Source organism: Rhizobium sp. AC44/96 (assembly GCF_001692185.1).
Lineage (GTDB): Bacteria > Pseudomonadota > Alphaproteobacteria > Rhizobiales > Rhizobiaceae > Rhizobium.
The window spans coordinates 74,669-90,563 of sequence record NZ_LXKO01000037.1; the positions used below are offsets into that span (position 1 = coordinate 74,669).

Here is a 15,895-nt window from a genome sequence, read left to right on the forward strand (position 1 = left end):
CTCATCGGCTTTGAGGCGGCGCCCTTCGTGGCGCCGCTTTCCGTTTCTGCTTTCGTTCCTTTGCATCAGCAATTGCCTTGCGGGCCGTCGCGGCTGCCCTCGTTGTCTTTGCCGGGCTCGGCGCCCTGTCCTGCATTTCTTGACGCTGGCTTTCAGCTGCCTTCGCCACGATCCGGTCGAGGTGTTTCAGGTCCTCCTCATCCAGATTCTCGATCCCGATGAAGCGATTTTCTGCATGGCTGGTCAGGATAAGCTCATCCAGCTTGGCCTGGATGGCGCGCGTATCGCGCGTCTGCGCGTTCTGCAGGACAAAAACCATCAGAAACGTGATAATCGTGGTGCCGGTGTTGATCACCAGCTGCCAGGTCTCGGAATAGTCGAAGCATGGGCCTGTGCCGGCCCATAGGAGCACCAGAACAACAGCGAGAACAAACGTAACTGGCTTACCCGCCCAGACAGACGTTTTCGTCGCAAAGCGTGCAAAAATGTGCTGCGTCGCCACCATGGATGCCTCCCTCAAAGCCCTGCATGAGAAACTCGAAGGGAGGCGCTATGTTCCGGGCAACTGCTCGTCTGGTCAGACGACAGGCGGTGCGACCAGCTTCCGGTAGAGATGCCACGTTGCGTGGCCAAGGATCGGAATGACCAGTGCCAACCCGACGAAGACCGGGATTGTGCCGATCAGCAGCGATACGGCGACAATAAGACCCCAGCAGAAGACCGGGATAGGATTGGCGACCGTTGCGCGCAGCGAGGTTTCCATCGCGGCCACGAGACCGATGTCTCGATCAAGCAGGATGGGGAACGTCACAACCGTGGTCGACAGGACGATGATCGCAAAGCCCAGACCGATGAGGTTACCCCAGATGATCAGCTGCATGCCCTGCGGCGTGCCGAGCACCTGCGATGTGAAGGCCGAGACTGACCGCGGAAACACATCCCCGAAGACGTTGGCATAGAGCGTCTGCGCGGCCACCAGCCAGACCACGAAGAAGGCGAAGAGCATCAGGCCGCCGGTCACGATCGACGGAAACGCGGGAGACTTGGTAACCTCCAACGCATGCGTCCACGACGTATCCATACCGGTCTCCCGGCGGCGACTAATTTCGTAGAGACCAATTGCCGCAAGCGGACCGATCAGCGCGAAGCCCGATACGAGGGGAAAGATCATCGGCAGCAGGTTGGCGCTCGATGTTGCCAAGGCCAGGAATATGCCGGCGATGGGATACATGAGACACAGAAAGACATAATGCGACGGCTTTTCCCGAAAATCATCTAACCCGCGCCGAAACGCGTCAAAGACATCTGCAACAGTGATCTTGTTGACGACCGGGCGCGCATACACATCGCTCGCGCCGGACATGACATGAAATGCCGTCATGGCTTTCTCCTCCTCAGCCAAGCTGGCCGGCGGCGAAGGGCATCGGCGGAAGCCGACATCAGGACGCGACCGGCAACACCGGCAACATAACAAAATTCGCCGCCCTTGTCCCGCTTTCCCTTGACAATGCGGTCAAGCTTTCTCACATCGGCGGCACTATGAAAACTTCCGAAGCCGATATCCTCATCATACCGGGCTACACGAATTCCGGTCCCGACCACTGGCAAAGTCGCTGGGAGGCAAAGCTCAGCACCGCCCGCCGTGTCGAGCAGGCGGAATGGTCAAAGCCGGTCCGCGACGATTGGGCTGCCCGCATCGCAGAGGAAGTAAACGCCTCGACGCGCCCCGTGGTGCTGGTCGCCCATTCTCTCGGCGTGCCCTCCGTCATCCATGCAATCCCGCAATTTCAGAAGAAGATCGCGGGCGCATTTTTTGTTGCGCCGCCGGACGTCGCCAACCCCGGCATTCGCCCGAAACACCTGATGACCTTCGGTCCTTACCCACGCGATCCGCTTCCGTTTCCTGCGTTGACCGTCGCAAGCCGGAACGATCCATTCGGCACCTATGAACACGCCGACGACATTGCCGCAAGCTGGGGATCACTGCTGATCGATGCGGGCGAATCCGGCCACATCAACACTGAATCGGGCCATGGCCCCTGGCCCGAAGGCACGATGGTCTTCGCTCAGTTCATGAGCCGCCTGAAGCCGTAATCCGCCTGTACGCGGATCCATAAACATTCCCCATATTCTTTCACCGCCGCAAGCAAGGCGGCGGGCATACTTCGCTCGACTTAGAAATGGCCCAATAGCTAATCAGTTTTGCCAATAGCGCCTAGGATTGGCGCTGTTGTGGCTCTCTGTACTGCTGTGATATTTTTCGTTCCGCGGCATTTCACATACTTCGCAAAGTAATGGCCGAAATTTCGATTACGAAAGAGAACATTTACATGCCGAAGAAGCTTGCCCTGTTCGTATCTGCACCGGTGATCGAAACCGAAAACGGCGGCCTTATCCTGGACAAAAAATTCGTCAGCGGCATGGCTTTGCATGTGCAGCACTGGGAAGGACCGATCACCTGCTTCATCCGTCGCGGGGCGACCGAAATCCCATTCGGCGACAAGTTCGACCGGAGCAACTTGGATTTTCAGATCAAGATACTCGATACCCAGGAGCGGGCATCGGCAGAGCATTTTGCGGACTACGATCTAGCCTTGCTGTCGGGGGACTCCTACCTGGACCTTATGTCCCCTCAGGTCATTCGCGAAGCCAAAAGCACGGTCGCCTATAGTATAGAATATATCTACGAGACGAGATTGCAGATTATCTCGCTGGACAAAACGCGAAGTCTTGCGAAAAAAATCTATGCGATGGCCTGGACGACGGCGCAGGAACTCAAGCGGCGCCGTGCCTTCAGTGCCGCCCGTGGTCTGCAGGCGAATGGTTATCCGGCCTACGCGGCGTATAGCAAGGTGGGGTCGAGCAGGATGCTTTATCTCGATAATCGGATGAGACCGTCCATGTTTGCCACGCCAGGCGAAATGGATGCACGGCGCGAGCATCTGCTGAGCGGCCGCACGCTACGGCTTATCCACTCAGGTCGCCTCGAGCCCTTGAAGGGCGCCCAAGACCTAATTCCGATCGCAAAGTTGCTCGCCGAACGCGGCATCGACTTCACCCTTACGATCTATGGCACCGGAAGTCTGTACGGCGACATCGCCGCCGATATCAAAGCATACGGTCTCGAGCGACACGTGTTCCTGAACAGCCCGATCGACTTCGAAACCGAGCTTGTGCCGCTCACCCGCACATCCGCCGACGTATTTCTCAGTTGCCACCGACAATCCGATCCGTCCTGCACGTATCTCGAGACGCTCGGCTGCGGCGTGCCGATCATGGGCTACGATAACAAGATGTGGTCGCCGTTGCTGACAGAATCGAACGCCGGATGGAGCGTTCCCCTCGGTAATGCGACTGCGATGGCAGACAAGCTGACAGCGATCAACGCCGACCGGATGTCAATCGCCACCCGTACTGAAAACGCACTGAATTTTGCACGGACCTGGGATTTCGACACGCAATTCCGCATGCGGATGGAACATCTGGCTAACCTCACGCAGCACTAACCGGGTTTGCGGCGATCACCATGGAGTGTCGACACGCGCGCCGCCAGTCGATCGGGAGCAACGAGTAAAATGGGCCTTTCTCAACCCCTCATTTTGAGCATCTCTTATCGGAGGTAGCCATGAAAAAATCGATCGCCGTCGCAATCTTCCTTGCTCCAACTATCGCCCTTGGCGAAGACTTCGCGGCAATGACAAAGCGGATCGACGACGCCAGGCTTGACTATCAGTCCTGTCTTACGAAGAGCGCGACATACTACGGCCAAAAGCTCTGCAGGGACGTTTCCGAATTGGTCCCAGGTGCTTTCGGCAAATGCACGGATCAGCGTACGATACTTGAGAACCTCGTCCGCGATCGCGGAGATGCCCCCTCCGAGAGGACACGCTATCTCGGGTCCCTCCGGGAGAGGTACACAGACACCATGACGGCGATCATTCTCGATCAGCAGATCGCGGCGAACTGTCAGCCGAAATAGAATTGGCGAGCGACGAGCGCATGATCGCCCAGCTGGCGAAACTCTTGGCCACTCGCCGAAAAATCGCAAAGAATGAACGGAAACAAAGCGCTAACACGACCGGATACCGTGCCGTAACGTCGGCACCCCAACAGGTTGATAAGTTTATCATATTGGGATTCTCGTTATTAAGAGCAATTTAATCCAACGGAAGCAGACTAAGCACACGCGAGGGAGCGGGTGCAAAAATTGAAGCAGACAAATCCGGTACAACGCCTCCGGCCACGAGACGAAGTCGAAGATATCCTACTGCCTGAGGCTTTGCGTCAGGGCGCTGTCGATCTGTCCGAGCGCGAAAGCCGCTGGAATTATGCGCTTGTCGGCTCTGCCCTTGGGGTATGGGACCACAACCACCGTCTCGGCACCCGCTTCTATTCCGATACATGGAAAACCATGCGCGGCATGGCGCCTGAAGAGGATGCCGATGGCGACTACGAGGCGTGGATCTCGTTGATCCACCCTGACGATCGCGCCTTCGTCATCAAGGCCGTTGATGGACAGAACGCGGGCGATCCCGCCTATCAGATTTTCGAATACAGGGAACGGCATCGGGACGGGCGCTGGATATGGATCGAGTGCCGCGGCGCCGTCGTCGAATGGGACGCTGACGGAACCCCTACCCGCGTGGTTGGCACCGATACCGACATTACGGCGCGCAAGGAGGCGGAAGAACGCCTCGCCCATATGTCGCGCCGTCTCGACCTGGCTCTGGATATTTCCGACATTGGCGTGTTCGAAGCCGATATCGCCGGAGGCACTGTCGAGTGGGATGATCGCCTGCTGGCGATCTACGGCATCAGCATCACTGAACGCACCACGGTGAATGAAACATGGATGAGCCTGATCCACCCCGATGACAGCCAGCGTGTCAGCGACACGATTGCGGCGGCTGTCGAAACCAGCTCCGACTTCCACCACGAGTTTCGCATTATCCGGCACGACGGCGCGGAGCGGGTCATCCGCGCAAAAGGCGCGTTCTTCACCGATGGCGATGGCTGCCAGCGGCTGATCGGCGCCAACTGGGACGTTACCGAAGAGGTTCGCCTGAACGCGGAACTGCAGAGGGCAAAAGACCTCGCGGAAGCGCGCAACCAGGAACTGGAAGCCGCCAAGGAGAGCATCGAACATCTCGCTTTGCATGACTATCTGACCGGCCTGCCGAACCGCCGTTACCTCGATCGCATGCTCGAAGAGCGCGCGCAGGTTTGCCGTACCGGCGAACTGACGCTTGCCGTCCTCCACATCGATCTCGACCGCTTCAAGCAGATCAACGATACGCTTGGTCACCGCGCCGGCGACGCCATGTTGAAACACGCCGCGACCGTTCTCCGCCAGAGCGTTCGTGCCTCCGATTTCGTGGCGCGCATCGGCGGCGATGAGTTCGTCGTCCTCTGCACGATCAACGTCACGCCCAAGAAGATCTCCAACCTTGCCGAGCGCATCATTGCCGAACTCTGCCGGCCCATCCGCTACGAGAACCATGACTGCCGCTTCGGCGCCAGCATAGGCATAGCAACGGGCAGCGGCCCGTCGCTGGATGCCAAGCAGCTGCTCCTGAATGCCGATATTGCTCTTTACCGGGCAAAGAGCGCCGGCAGAAACCGGCATGAGTTTTTCTCGACCGATGCCCGCCGCCGCATCATCGCCAGCAAGCGCCTTGCCGACGACATCCTGATCGGACTGGAGCGCGGCGAGTTCGTGCCCGTTTATCAGCCACAGTTTCACGCACGAACACTCGACATCGCCGGCGTCGAAACGCTTGCACGCTGGCAGCACCGCGAACATGGGTTGCTGACGCCAGACCGCTTCCTTTCGACCGCCGAAGACATCAATGTCGTCGCGGCAATCGATGCCCTCATTCTTGAGCAGGCGCTCGCTGATCGGAAGCTGTGGGAAAAGGATGGCATCACCATCCCGAAAATCGCCGTCAACGTTTCCTCACGCCGGTTGGACGATCCCAATCTCGGCAAGAAGCTGCGTGCATTGAAAATTCAGCCGGGCACCGTCTCCTTCGAGCTGCTGGAGTCGATTTCCCTCGACGATTGCGACGATGCCGTCATCGCAAACCTCAGGCAATTGCGCCGGCTGGGCATCGATATCGAAATCGATGATTTCGGAACCGGCCATGCATCGATCGTCAGTCTCCTGAAGCTGAGCCCCAAGACGCTCAAGATCGATCGCGAGCTGATCCGGATGCTGCCGCAATCGTCGGATCAGCGCAAACTGGTGCGGTCGATCATCGAGATCGGCCGATCACTGAACATCCTTGTGACCGCTGAAGGCGTCGAGACGATGGATCACGTGCGCATCCTTGGCGATCTCGGCTGCGACATGCTGCAGGGCTATGCGCTGGCTCGCCCGATGCCAGGCGACCAGATCCCCTCCTTCATCCGTGCGGCTTCATGGCGCCATGCCGACGGCGGCACGCAAAGAGTTCACCGCAAGCAACGAGCGCCGATCGATGCACAGCTTTCCAACAAAAGCCTGTGAATAGATCGCTCTAAGCACCTTTCGTCGCGCAATCCCCGAAAACACTGTAGAATGCTTATGTAGGAGAACCCTCCGATTCTCTCGGCGGCATCCCGGATAGCCTCGAATCCGGGGAAGGAGTGACAGGCGCATTGTGAAACCCTCGCTTTTCCTTTATGGGGACGCCACGAGATCGATCCACTCGCGCTATCCCAAGAGCGCCAACGATAGAGAATAATCGAAATGAACCGTCGCCGCCGTATTTACGAGGGCAAGGCAAAGATTCTGTATGAGGGACCTGAACCGGGTACGCTGATCCAGTTCTTCAAGGACGATGCCACTGCCTTCAACAAGAAGAAGCATGAAGTCATTGACGGCAAGGGCGTGCTGAACAACCGCATTTGCGAGTTCATCTTCAACCATCTGAACAAGATCGGCATCCCGACGCACTTCATCCGCCGCCTCAACATGCGTGAGCAGTTGATCCGGGAAGTCGAGATGATCCCGCTCGAAATCGTCGTGCGCAACGTCGCCGCCGGTTCGCTTGCCAAGCGCCTGGGTATCGAAGAAGGCGTGGTCCTGCCGCGCTCGATCATCGAATTCTATTACAAGTCCGATGCCCTCGACGACCCGATGGTCTCCGAGGAGCACATCACGGCATTCGGCTGGGCAAATCCCGCCGAGCTCGATGACATCATGGCGCTTGCCATCCGCGTCAACGACTTCATGACCGGCCTGTTCCTCGGCGTCGGCATCCAGCTCGTGGATTTCAAGATCGAATGCGGCCGCCTCTACGAAGGCGACATGATGCGCATCATTCTCGCCGACGAGATTTCGCCGGACTCCTGCCGTTTGTGGGACATCGACACCCATGAAAAGATGGACAAGGATCGGTTTCGTCGCGACCTGGGCGGCCTCCTCGAGGCCTACTCGGAAGTCGCGCGGCGCCTCGGCATCATCAACGAGAACGAGCCTGTGCGCGGCACCGGCCCGGTCCTCGTGAAATAAGACATTCGGTCAAGCAAGACAGGGAAGACAAAGTGATCAAGGCTCGTGTAACCGTCACGCTGAAGAACGGCGTTCTCGATCCACAGGGCAAGGCCATCGAAGGCGCGCTTGGCGCGTTGGGCTTCGACGGCGTGGGCCATGTCCGCCAGGGCAAGGTCTTCGACGTAGAGCTTGAAGGCAGCGACAAGGCGAAGGCCGAAGGCGACCTGAAGGCGATGTGCGACAAGCTCCTCGCAAATACCGTCATCGAGAACTATACGATTTCGCTCGACTGAGTGATATATCGCGATACGTGATCGCTGATCCGAACTAGGAGTTGCCGCTGTAGTCCCGAACAAGGGAAGCGGCAGTCCTCCCCGCAAGGGGCGACGTGAACCGACGAGTGTGGATCTGCTGCCACGACCATATGCAGACGATGCAGAGCGACGTGCAGGATTGAGGTCGCGCTGCCGGACAGGCGCTTGATGGCCGTGGCTCGTCAATTGTCGTCCGCGTTTAGACAACCGGCAGAAGCTAAAGCAAGGTTTGGACTAGTCCCATGAAATCAGCCGTCGTTCAACTTCCGGGCCTCAATCGCGATCGCGACATGATCGCCGCCCTCACCAAGATCTCCGGTCAGGCGCCGGTGACAATCTGGCAGACGGAGACGGATATCCCGGACGTTGACCTGATCGTCATCCCAGGCGGCTTCTCTTATGGCGACTATCTGCGTTGCGGCGCCATTGCCGCCCGCATGCCGGTCATGCAGGCGATCATCGAGAAGGCGAACAAGGGCGTGAAGGTGCTGGGTGTCTGCAATGGCTTCCAGATCCTCGTCGAAGCCGGCCTGCTTCCCGGCGCGCTGATGCGCAACGCCTCGCTGAAATTCGTCTGCCGCGAAGTCAAGCTTGAAGTGGTCAACGCGGAAACCGATTTCACCCGTGCCTATGCCAAGGGTCAGATCATCCGTAGCCCGATTGCCCATCATGACGGCAACTACTTCGCCGACGCCGACACGATCGCCAAGATCGAGGGCAATGGCCAGGTGGTCTTCCGTTATGCCGAAGGAACCAACCCGAACGGCTCGCTCAACGACATCGCCGGTGTCATGAACGAGCAGGGTAACGTTCTCGGCATGATGCCGCATCCAGAAAACCTCATTGAGGCCGCTCATGGTGGTTCCGATGGCCGTGGATTGTTCGCTTCTGCGCTCGATGTAATCGCCGCTTAACCTTCAACGCTTAAGAGGCCATTCATCCGGTCCACTGGAGCAAGATCGATGCGCCCTCGCCTTACCGTCACCTATGTCCTGACCATCGCCACGACGGCCGCGCTGGTCGCGTCCTGCCAGTCAAAGCCCACACCAACCGGGCCCGATCGCAGCGCATTGTCGACAATGGAACGGGTAGCGCTCGGAGCGAACGCCTGCTGGTTCAAGTCAGCTGATCCGGCCTTTGCCGCCTACAAGCTGGCGCCGGAACTCAACTCCTTCTCGGGACGCCCGCGCATCCTTGTCGTGCACAAGGGAAGCCCCGAGAGCCGTCCGCTCCTCGTCGTCCAGGCAGAGGGCAATCCCTCCAAGCTTGACGCATTCGGTCCCATGATGGATTCGCCGACGGGACCGCGCATCGTCCACGACGTCACGCGTTGGGCGTCGGGCGGGAAAGCCTGCAGCTAGTCAATCCCAGAAGAACGATCTGCTCGCCTCGTCACACGCTTGCTTGCGTGTAATGCCGATATCCAGCAGTTCCGCGTCCGTGAGGTTTCTCAACACCCTGCGGCTCTCGCGCTTCTCGTGCCAGCGCCAGATTTGCTTCCAGATCCAGCCAAGATGAGTGACCACCCCAGTCAATGGCCGCGTGGCCACGCCCGGTGAGGGCAAATCAACGGATTCGGTGCATTCAGGCACGGCAGACATGCTATTCTCCAGTCGGTCATTGCATACATTCGCTCATAACCTTGACAGACAAAGGGTGACAATCTAGGAAATTGTCATCATGACAAATTGGCTCCCTGATCTTTCACGCGGTTCCGGCCCAGTTTACCTGCGGCTAGCGGACAGCATTGAAACTGCAATTGCCAGCGGCGCCCTACCCGCCGGCAGTAAATTGCCGCCACAACGAAACCTTGCATATGACATAGGGGTAACAATCGGCACAATCGGCCGTGCCTATGCCCTGGTCCATGAGCGCGGTCTCGTCGCGGGAGAGGTCGGACGCGGCACCTATGTGCTCGACCGGGCCGAAACGGCTGCAAGCAATCAGCCGGATCCGTTGACCTTATCGCTCGGCGGCACAAGAACAGTCGACGCGCCGCTCGGCAAGATACGTTTCGACACAACGGCGGCCCCCGATCTCGGCCAAGGAAAGATCATTGGCCAGATCCTCGGAGAGATCGGCCAAGAGCACCTCTCCGAAATATCGTCCTATTCGCGGGTCTTCCCCAAGAACTGGTATGATGCCGGGCGCAGCTGGCTTGCGCGCAACGGCTGGATGCCTGAGGCGGAAAATATCGTTCCAACGCTTGGAGCCCATGCCGCCGCAATTGCCGTCATATCAGCGGTGTCATCACCCGGTGACAAGATCGTCTTTGAAACCCTGACCTATACGCAGGTCAGCCGCAGCGCCCGGATTCTGGGCCGCCGGACGATCACCGTCGAGTCCGACGAGAACGGCGTCAATCCTGACGACTTTGAGCGCCTGTGCCTGCAGCAGCACCCGAAGCTAGCCTTCCTGATGCCGACAGCCCACAATCCGACGCTTGCCACGATGCCATTCGAACGCCGGCAGCGGGTAGCCGAAATCGCCCGGCGTCACGGCGTCTGGCTGATCGAGGACGACCTCTATGGTGGGATGACCGGCGATGAAAATCCCCTGCTCGCATCCCTGGCCCCGGATAGAACCTTCCTCATCAGCGGTCTCTCTAAGGCCGTCGCGGCTGGCATCCGCGGTGGCTGGGTCGCCTGCCCGCCGCACTTTGCGCAACGCATAAAGGTCACGCACAAGATGATCACCGGCGGCCTGCCTTTCATCCTCGCGGAAGCCTGCGCCCGGCTGGTGGAAAGCGGGCAAGCCCATGAGATCCGCCGGACCTGTATCGCTGAGCTCAGGGCGCGCGAGCAACTCGTCCGCGAAGAGCTTCACGGATTCGATTTCACCTCTCATCCGCATGTGCCATTCATATGGCTTAAGCTGCCCGACCCTTGGCTTTCGGGTACGTTCAAGAATGCCGCCTACCGTGAAGGTGTCCTCATCGACGACGAGGACGAGTTCAAGGCGGCACGCGCCGAAAAGGCCTATCACCGTGTCCGCGTCAGCTTCTCGTCTCCGAAGAAGCGCGATGAAATGGTTGCAGGATTGATGACATTGCGACGCCTGCTTGAAAGCGGCGGCGCCGGTTACGACGGCGAGGTCTGAAATTGTTGCAGATCGGCAGCAACCGGTAAAATATCGGATTATTAGCGATAACCGGCTTTACCGACTCTCCTTGAATGGTACCAATCACAAGCACGAAGTGATTTGCGCTATGATGAGGATGTCGCATGGCAGGGAATGGTCGCGGATTTCTGCTGGTTTCAGCAAGGGTCATTGTCGCCGCGATAGCTGCGAATGCCGCGCTGCTTTCGGTTTCAGCACGCGCTGACGAAAAGATCTTCGACGAACTGCGTTTTGGCGCATCGACATCGATCCAGGGAGGCGATGAGCGCGAGGACGGTATCTTTCCTGAGGTAACGGTGTTTTTCGATCCGTTCGGACATAGCGCTGCAACAGACTGGAAGCAGCAGCTTGCCCGCCCTCGTGTGAACCTCGGCACCTCGATCGGCACCCAGGGCGAAGCAACCCAGGTTTTCGCGGGCTTCGCCTGGACGGTCAATTTCAATGAGAAGATCTTCGCTGAAGCCGGCTTCGGTGGTGTCTGGCACAACGGCGAGCTCGATAGCAATGACGACGGCCCGGCACTCGGCTGTCGCTTGCTGTTCCACGAATATCTGGGCGCCGGCTACAACATCACGCAGCATTGGAATGTCGTGGCTCAGGTCGCCCATTCCTCGCATGCAAATCTATGCGACGGACCGAATAACGGGATGACCCGCGCCGGTCTCCAGGTCGGCTACAAGTTCTAGCGCGCCATTTTATCGGTCGTTGAGGCCCGCTGTCTGTTAACAGCGGGCATTTTCCTGTCGCGCGTTTCATTCACTTAGGCTAAAGACACCGCAATCGCGCAACGGCAGGGACTTCCGAGAGCTCATGACCATTTCCAATACCCGCCCGATCACTCCCGAACTGATCGCCGCCCACGGCCTGAAGCCGGACGAATATCAGCGGATACTGGATCTGATCGGCCGCGAGCCGACCTTCACCGAGTTGGGGATCTTCTCGGCGATGTGGAACGAGCACTGCTCCTACAAATCCTCGAAGAAGTGGCTTCGCACCCTGCCGACCAAGGGCCCACGCGTCATCCAGGGCCCCGGCGAAAATGCCGGCGTCGTCGATATCGACGATGGCGACTGCGTGGTCTTCAAGATGGAAAGCCACAATCACCCATCCTACATCGAGCCCTATCAGGGTGCGGCGACCGGCGTCGGCGGCATTCTCCGCGACGTCTTCACCATGGGCGCCCGCCCGATCGCGGCGATGAACGCGCTACGCTTCGGTGAACCAGATCATCCGAAAACCCGCCACCTCGTCTCCGGCGTCGTTTCCGGCGTCGGCGGCTATGGCAACTCCTTCGGCGTGCCGACGGTTGGCGGTGAAGTCGAGTTCGACGCGCGCTACAACGGCAACATCCTCGTCAACGCTTTTGCGGCAGGGCTTGCCAAGTCGAACGCCATCTTCCTCTCGGAAGCCAAGGGTGTCGGTCTTCCCGTCGTCTATCTCGGTGCCAAGACCGGCCGTGACGGCGTCGGCGGCGCAACGATGGCATCGGCAGAATTTGACGAATCGATCGAAGAAAAGCGCCCAACGGTTCAGGTCGGCGACCCCTTCACCGAAAAGTGCCTGCTCGAAGCCTGCCTTGAGCTGATGCAGACCGGCGCAGTCATTGCCATTCAGGACATGGGCGCCGCCGGCCTTACCTGCTCTGCCGTCGAAATGGGCGCGAAGGGCGACCTCGGTATCCTGCTCGATCTCGATACGGTTCCTGTTCGCGAAGACCACATGACGGCATATGAAATGATGCTGTCCGAAAGCCAGGAGCGCATGCTCATGGTTCTCGAGCCGGAAAAGGAAGCCGTCGCCAAGGCGATCTTCGTCAAGTGGGGCCTCGATTTCGCGATCGTCGGCAAGACGACCGACGACCTGCGCTTCCGCGTCGTGCATCAGGGCCAGGAAGTCGCCAACCTGCCGATCAAGGATCTGGGCGACCAGGCTCCCGAATATGATCGCCCGTGGCGCGAAGCCGACAAGCGCGCGGCCCTGCCCGCCAACCTCGTGGCGGAGCCCGCCGATTACGGTCAGGCGCTGCTTGATCTCGTCGGTTCGCCCAACCAGTCAAGCCGCCGCTGGGTTTACGAACAGTACGACACCCTGATCCAGGGCAACTCGTTGCAGCTGCCGGGCGGCGACGCCGGCGTGGTCCGCGTCGAAAACCATCCGACGAAGGCACTGGCGTTCTCGTCTGATGTCACACCGCGCTATGTCGAAGCCGATCCATTCGAAGGCGGCAAGCAGGCGGTCGCCGAATGCTGGCGCAACATCACGGCAACCGGTGCCGAGCCGCTGGCCGCGACCGACAACCTGAACTTCGGCAACCCCGAAAAGCCCGAAATCATGGGCCAGTTCGTCCTCGCAGTTAAAGGTATCGGCGAAGCCTGCCGTGCGCTCGACTTCCCGATCGTCTCAGGCAACGTGTCCCTCTACAACGAGACCAATGGCGTCGCCATCCTGCCGACACCGACGATTGCCGGCGTTGGCCTGCTGGGCGACTGGAAGAAGATGGCGCGCATCGGCAGTGCATCGGTCGGTGACAAGATCATCATGATCGGTTCGGACGGCAGCCATCTCGGCTCCTCGGTCTATCTGCGCGACATCGTCGGCAGCACCGATGGCCCGGCGCCGGAAGTCGATCTCTTCGCCGAGCGTCGTAACGGCGAATTCGTTCGCTCCGTTATTCGCAATGGTCAGGCGACCGCATGCCACGACATCTCGTCTGGCGGTCTCGCTATAGCGCTTGCGGAAATGGCCATGGCCTCAGGCAAGGGATTGAAGGTGAGCCTTGGCGAAAGCAAGGGCGCGCCGCATGCGCTGCTCTTCGGCGAAGATCAGGCCCGCTACGTGCTGACCGTACCTGCCGATGTCGCAGACTTCATCTGCGCCAACGCGGAAGGCGCTGGTGTGCCCTTCCGTCGCCTCGGCACGGTCGAAGGCGAAAATCTGATCGTTGATGATCTGCTCTCGCTGCCAATTCAGCAATTGCGCGACGCCCATGAATCATGGTTCCCTGATTACATGGAAGGTCGCGGCACACTGGCCGCCGCGGAATAATGCGCAAGGAGTATCGATCATGCCTATGAAACCCGGCGATATCGAAGACATGATCAAGGCCGGCATCCCCGGCGCGAAGGTGACCATTCGTGACCTCGCCGGCGACGGCGATCACTATGCAGCAGAGGTCGTCGCTGAAGCATTTCGCGGCAAGAGCCGCGTGCAGCAGCACCAGATGGTCTACGAAGCACTCAAGGGGAATATGGGCGGCATACTGCATGCCCTGGCGCTGCAGACATCAGCGCCGGATTGAGCCGCTACCTATTCCACACTCACGAAATGCAAATCGTTGACCCGGATCGGCCGTAGCCGATCCGGGTTTTCGATTATTGCGGGTTCGCTGGCGCGGGCGCAGCCGGGCTCGCAGGAGCGGGCGGAGCTGGCGCGGCGGGCGCTGCCGGGGCCGCTGCAGGTGGTTCCGCAGCCGGCGGAGCAGCAGGAGCCGCTGCCGGCGGTGCCGCGGGTGCCGTGTCAGCCGGCGCTGTCGCCGTTGGAGCAGGTGTGGCCGGCGCCGTGGCGGTGTGTGTTCCCGATCTCGGCCAATAAATTGCGGCCAAGATCACGATTATCGCAACCACTGCGACAGCAATCCACTTACCCCGTGATGATCCGCTAGATATGTCATTTGCCATATGGATTCCTCCCTAAACACCTTCAACGCTTAAGGGAGGCAGAAAGTTCCATCACCCGGCTTTGCGGCCTGGCGCAACGACAGGTATCTCCTTGTAGCCCGTCGCGGCAAAGACGGATGCGGGCAAAGGACCGGCCGTCATCAGCGTGAAATCGAACGGCGCCTTGATGTCGGGCCCAAGCACATACTGGCGGTGAACACGCAGGAAATCCTTGCGGATCTTCTCGTAGTGCTGGCGTGACAGCATCTGTTTCACCCGAATGAAGACCATCTTGGCGGCATTGGCGCCCCGGTGTCCGCAGGCAGCCACGACCGGCACCTTGTAGAAGTGGATTGCATCGGTGAGACAATGAACGTCAAACCAGAATATATCTGGACAGCGGGCGATCAGGCCGACGCGCTTGCGCAAGACACCGGCCGGTCGCAGCAACGCACATTGCAGGATCGCCGATCCTAGCGTCGCGAAGACCACGCGCTTGCGGGCGAACAGCTCGGGCTCTCGTTCGAGGAGCATGCCGATGACATGCGCGGCGACACTGCTCCCCATGCTGTGAGAGGAGATGACATATTCCTCCGCTGGTCTCATCAGCACCTCGCGCGCAGCGGCAGCGCACTCCTCCAGCCAGCGAGTGAACTCCGGTCGATCCATCCGCCCCAGCGCGACGGCCATCTCCCAGTCGGCAAAGAGGTGCAACGTGTAGAACCGCTCGGCGAAAGGAAGAAAAGCGAACACAAAGAATGCCGCAGCCAGCGCACCACTCCAGAGCAAATGCACCGCCGGAAGCTCGAAACCCAGCGGAGTGAAAGCGATCGTCGCACTGAGCGACATCCCGAGAACCATCAGCAGAAACGGAAAGATGAAAAACAGGCCGAACCGCCAGGCATGGCGAAAATACTGATACATGCCGCCATCGGCGATGATCCTCGCAGCACTTCTGAAGCCGGCGAAAAACTGCCCCGGAACGCTTCTGGACCGAAGGTGTCGCACCAGAGCGTCGTGCGGGAACATATGAATGCGACTTTGCGTCACCCAATGCTCGCCGGAGGTTATGACATCGAAGGCCGCGTCACGGTCCGTGATAGTGAGACCGCCGGTCTCCACCTTGTAGTTCCACACGGCAGCGCTCTGCTTGGCGGATCTCTCGTAACGCGCCCGATGAGCAGCACCATCAAGCGGTTCGAATCCCGGGAAGTGCAAAACCTCCCTCTTTGAAATGACGTCCATTATCTTCTTTCTGGGCCGCTCGTCGCAGCCGGCGTTTGCTGCGCTGCAATCGCGGCAAAATATGGCGGAATGCGGGGGATACC

At 59.4% G+C, this 15,895-nt stretch carries 17 protein-coding genes; 13 read left to right on the forward strand and 4 right to left on the reverse strand.

The genetic code is table 11. The features are described from left to right. Nucleotide 1 precedes the first annotated feature (1 nt). Together A6U87_RS24175 and A6U87_RS24180 are read right to left on the reverse strand one after the other, a co-directional pair. Nucleotides 2–505: a low affinity iron permease family protein gene (locus A6U87_RS24175; protein WP_065693867.1), complete on the reverse strand. Its 504-nt coding sequence runs from the start codon at nt 503–505 to the stop codon at nt 2–4. A 72-nt stretch (nt 506–577) separates the two neighbouring features. Continuing rightward, a complete protein-coding gene (locus A6U87_RS24180) occupies nt 578–1,381 on the reverse strand; it encodes a DUF2189 domain-containing protein (RefSeq protein WP_065693868.1) in 804 nt (267 codons plus the stop codon). A gap of 158 nt (nt 1,382–1,539) precedes the next feature. On the opposite strand from A6U87_RS24180, the gene A6U87_RS24185 reads away from it, so the two are divergent. The 8 genes from A6U87_RS24185 (at nt 1,540) to A6U87_RS24225 (ending at nt 9,152) form a co-directional block, all read left to right on the forward strand. After that, nucleotides 1,540–2,094 carry an alpha/beta hydrolase gene (locus A6U87_RS24185; protein ID WP_065693869.1) on the forward strand — a complete coding sequence of 185 codons (555 nt, stop codon included), beginning with the start codon at nt 1,540–1,542 and terminating at the stop codon, nt 2,092–2,094. 236 nt (nt 2,095–2,330) lie between these two features. Then, the gene (locus tag A6U87_RS24190; RefSeq protein WP_158007296.1) at nt 2,331–3,506 is read left to right on the forward strand and encodes a glycosyltransferase; all 1,176 of its coding nucleotides are present in this window, start codon (nt 2,331–2,333) and stop codon (nt 3,504–3,506) included. Nucleotides 3,507–3,625: 119 nt separating this feature from the next. Then, on the forward strand, nt 3,626–3,979 hold the full coding sequence (locus A6U87_RS24195; protein WP_065693871.1) for a hypothetical protein: 354 nt from the start codon (nt 3,626–3,628) through the stop codon (nt 3,977–3,979). Between the two features lie 282 nt (nt 3,980–4,261). Next, nucleotides 4,262–6,508: a bifunctional diguanylate cyclase/phosphodiesterase gene (locus A6U87_RS24205; protein ID WP_244499569.1), complete on the forward strand. Its 2,247-nt coding sequence runs from the start codon at nt 4,262–4,264 to the stop codon at nt 6,506–6,508. A 222-nt stretch (nt 6,509–6,730) separates the two neighbouring features. Next, entirely contained in the window at nt 6,731–7,495 is a 765-nt protein-coding gene (gene purC / locus A6U87_RS24210; RefSeq protein WP_065693874.1) for a phosphoribosylaminoimidazolesuccinocarboxamide synthase, read from the forward strand. A 32-nt stretch (nt 7,496–7,527) separates the two neighbouring features. Continuing rightward, nucleotides 7,528–7,770: a phosphoribosylformylglycinamidine synthase subunit PurS gene (purS, locus tag A6U87_RS24215; RefSeq protein ID WP_065693875.1), complete on the forward strand. Its 243-nt coding sequence runs from the start codon at nt 7,528–7,530 to the stop codon at nt 7,768–7,770. Nucleotides 7,771–8,033: 263 nt separating this feature from the next. Beyond that, the gene (gene purQ, locus A6U87_RS24220; RefSeq protein WP_065693876.1) at nt 8,034–8,705 is read left to right on the forward strand and encodes a phosphoribosylformylglycinamidine synthase subunit PurQ; all 672 of its coding nucleotides are present in this window, start codon (nt 8,034–8,036) and stop codon (nt 8,703–8,705) included. 48 nt (nt 8,706–8,753) lie between these two features. After that, nucleotides 8,754–9,152 (forward strand): hypothetical protein, encoded by a 399-nt coding sequence (locus A6U87_RS24225; RefSeq protein ID WP_065693877.1) that lies wholly within the window; start codon nt 8,754–8,756, stop codon nt 9,150–9,152. Here the strand turns inward: A6U87_RS24225 and A6U87_RS24230 are convergent, their stop codons facing one another. Beyond that, on the reverse strand, nt 9,153–9,392 hold the full coding sequence (locus tag A6U87_RS24230; RefSeq protein ID WP_065693878.1) for a DUF1127 domain-containing protein: 240 nt from the start codon (nt 9,390–9,392) through the stop codon (nt 9,153–9,155). Nucleotides 9,393–9,471: 79 nt separating this feature from the next. Between A6U87_RS24230 and A6U87_RS24235 the strand changes: the two genes are divergently transcribed. The 5 genes from A6U87_RS24235 (at nt 9,472) to A6U87_RS29810 (ending at nt 14,572) form a co-directional block, all read left to right on the forward strand. After that, nucleotides 9,472–10,890, forward strand: coding sequence for a PLP-dependent aminotransferase family protein (locus A6U87_RS24235; RefSeq protein WP_065693879.1), 1,419 nt, complete (start codon nt 9,472–9,474; stop codon nt 10,888–10,890). A 125-nt stretch (nt 10,891–11,015) separates the two neighbouring features. Continuing rightward, nucleotides 11,016–11,597, forward strand: coding sequence for an acyloxyacyl hydrolase (locus A6U87_RS24240; protein ID WP_065693880.1), 582 nt, complete (start codon nt 11,016–11,018; stop codon nt 11,595–11,597). A gap of 124 nt (nt 11,598–11,721) precedes the next feature. After that, complete coding sequence (gene purL / locus A6U87_RS24245; RefSeq protein ID WP_065693881.1) at nt 11,722–13,956, forward strand: phosphoribosylformylglycinamidine synthase subunit PurL; 2,235 nt, start codon at nt 11,722–11,724, stop codon at nt 13,954–13,956. A gap of 19 nt (nt 13,957–13,975) precedes the next feature. Further along, nucleotides 13,976–14,209 carry a BolA/IbaG family iron-sulfur metabolism protein gene (locus tag A6U87_RS24250; RefSeq protein WP_007789538.1) on the forward strand — a complete coding sequence of 78 codons (234 nt, stop codon included), beginning with the start codon at nt 13,976–13,978 and terminating at the stop codon, nt 14,207–14,209. 36 nt (nt 14,210–14,245) lie between these two features. Then, the gene (locus A6U87_RS29810; RefSeq protein WP_158007297.1) at nt 14,246–14,572 is read left to right on the forward strand and encodes a hypothetical protein; all 327 of its coding nucleotides are present in this window, start codon (nt 14,246–14,248) and stop codon (nt 14,570–14,572) included. Nucleotides 14,573–14,639: 67 nt separating this feature from the next. Here A6U87_RS29810 and A6U87_RS24255 read toward each other — a convergent pair whose 3' ends face one another. Continuing rightward, a complete protein-coding gene (locus A6U87_RS24255; protein WP_065693882.1) occupies nt 14,640–15,812 on the reverse strand; it encodes a hypothetical protein in 1,173 nt (390 codons plus the stop codon). Nucleotides 15,813–15,895: the final 83 nt, after the last annotated feature.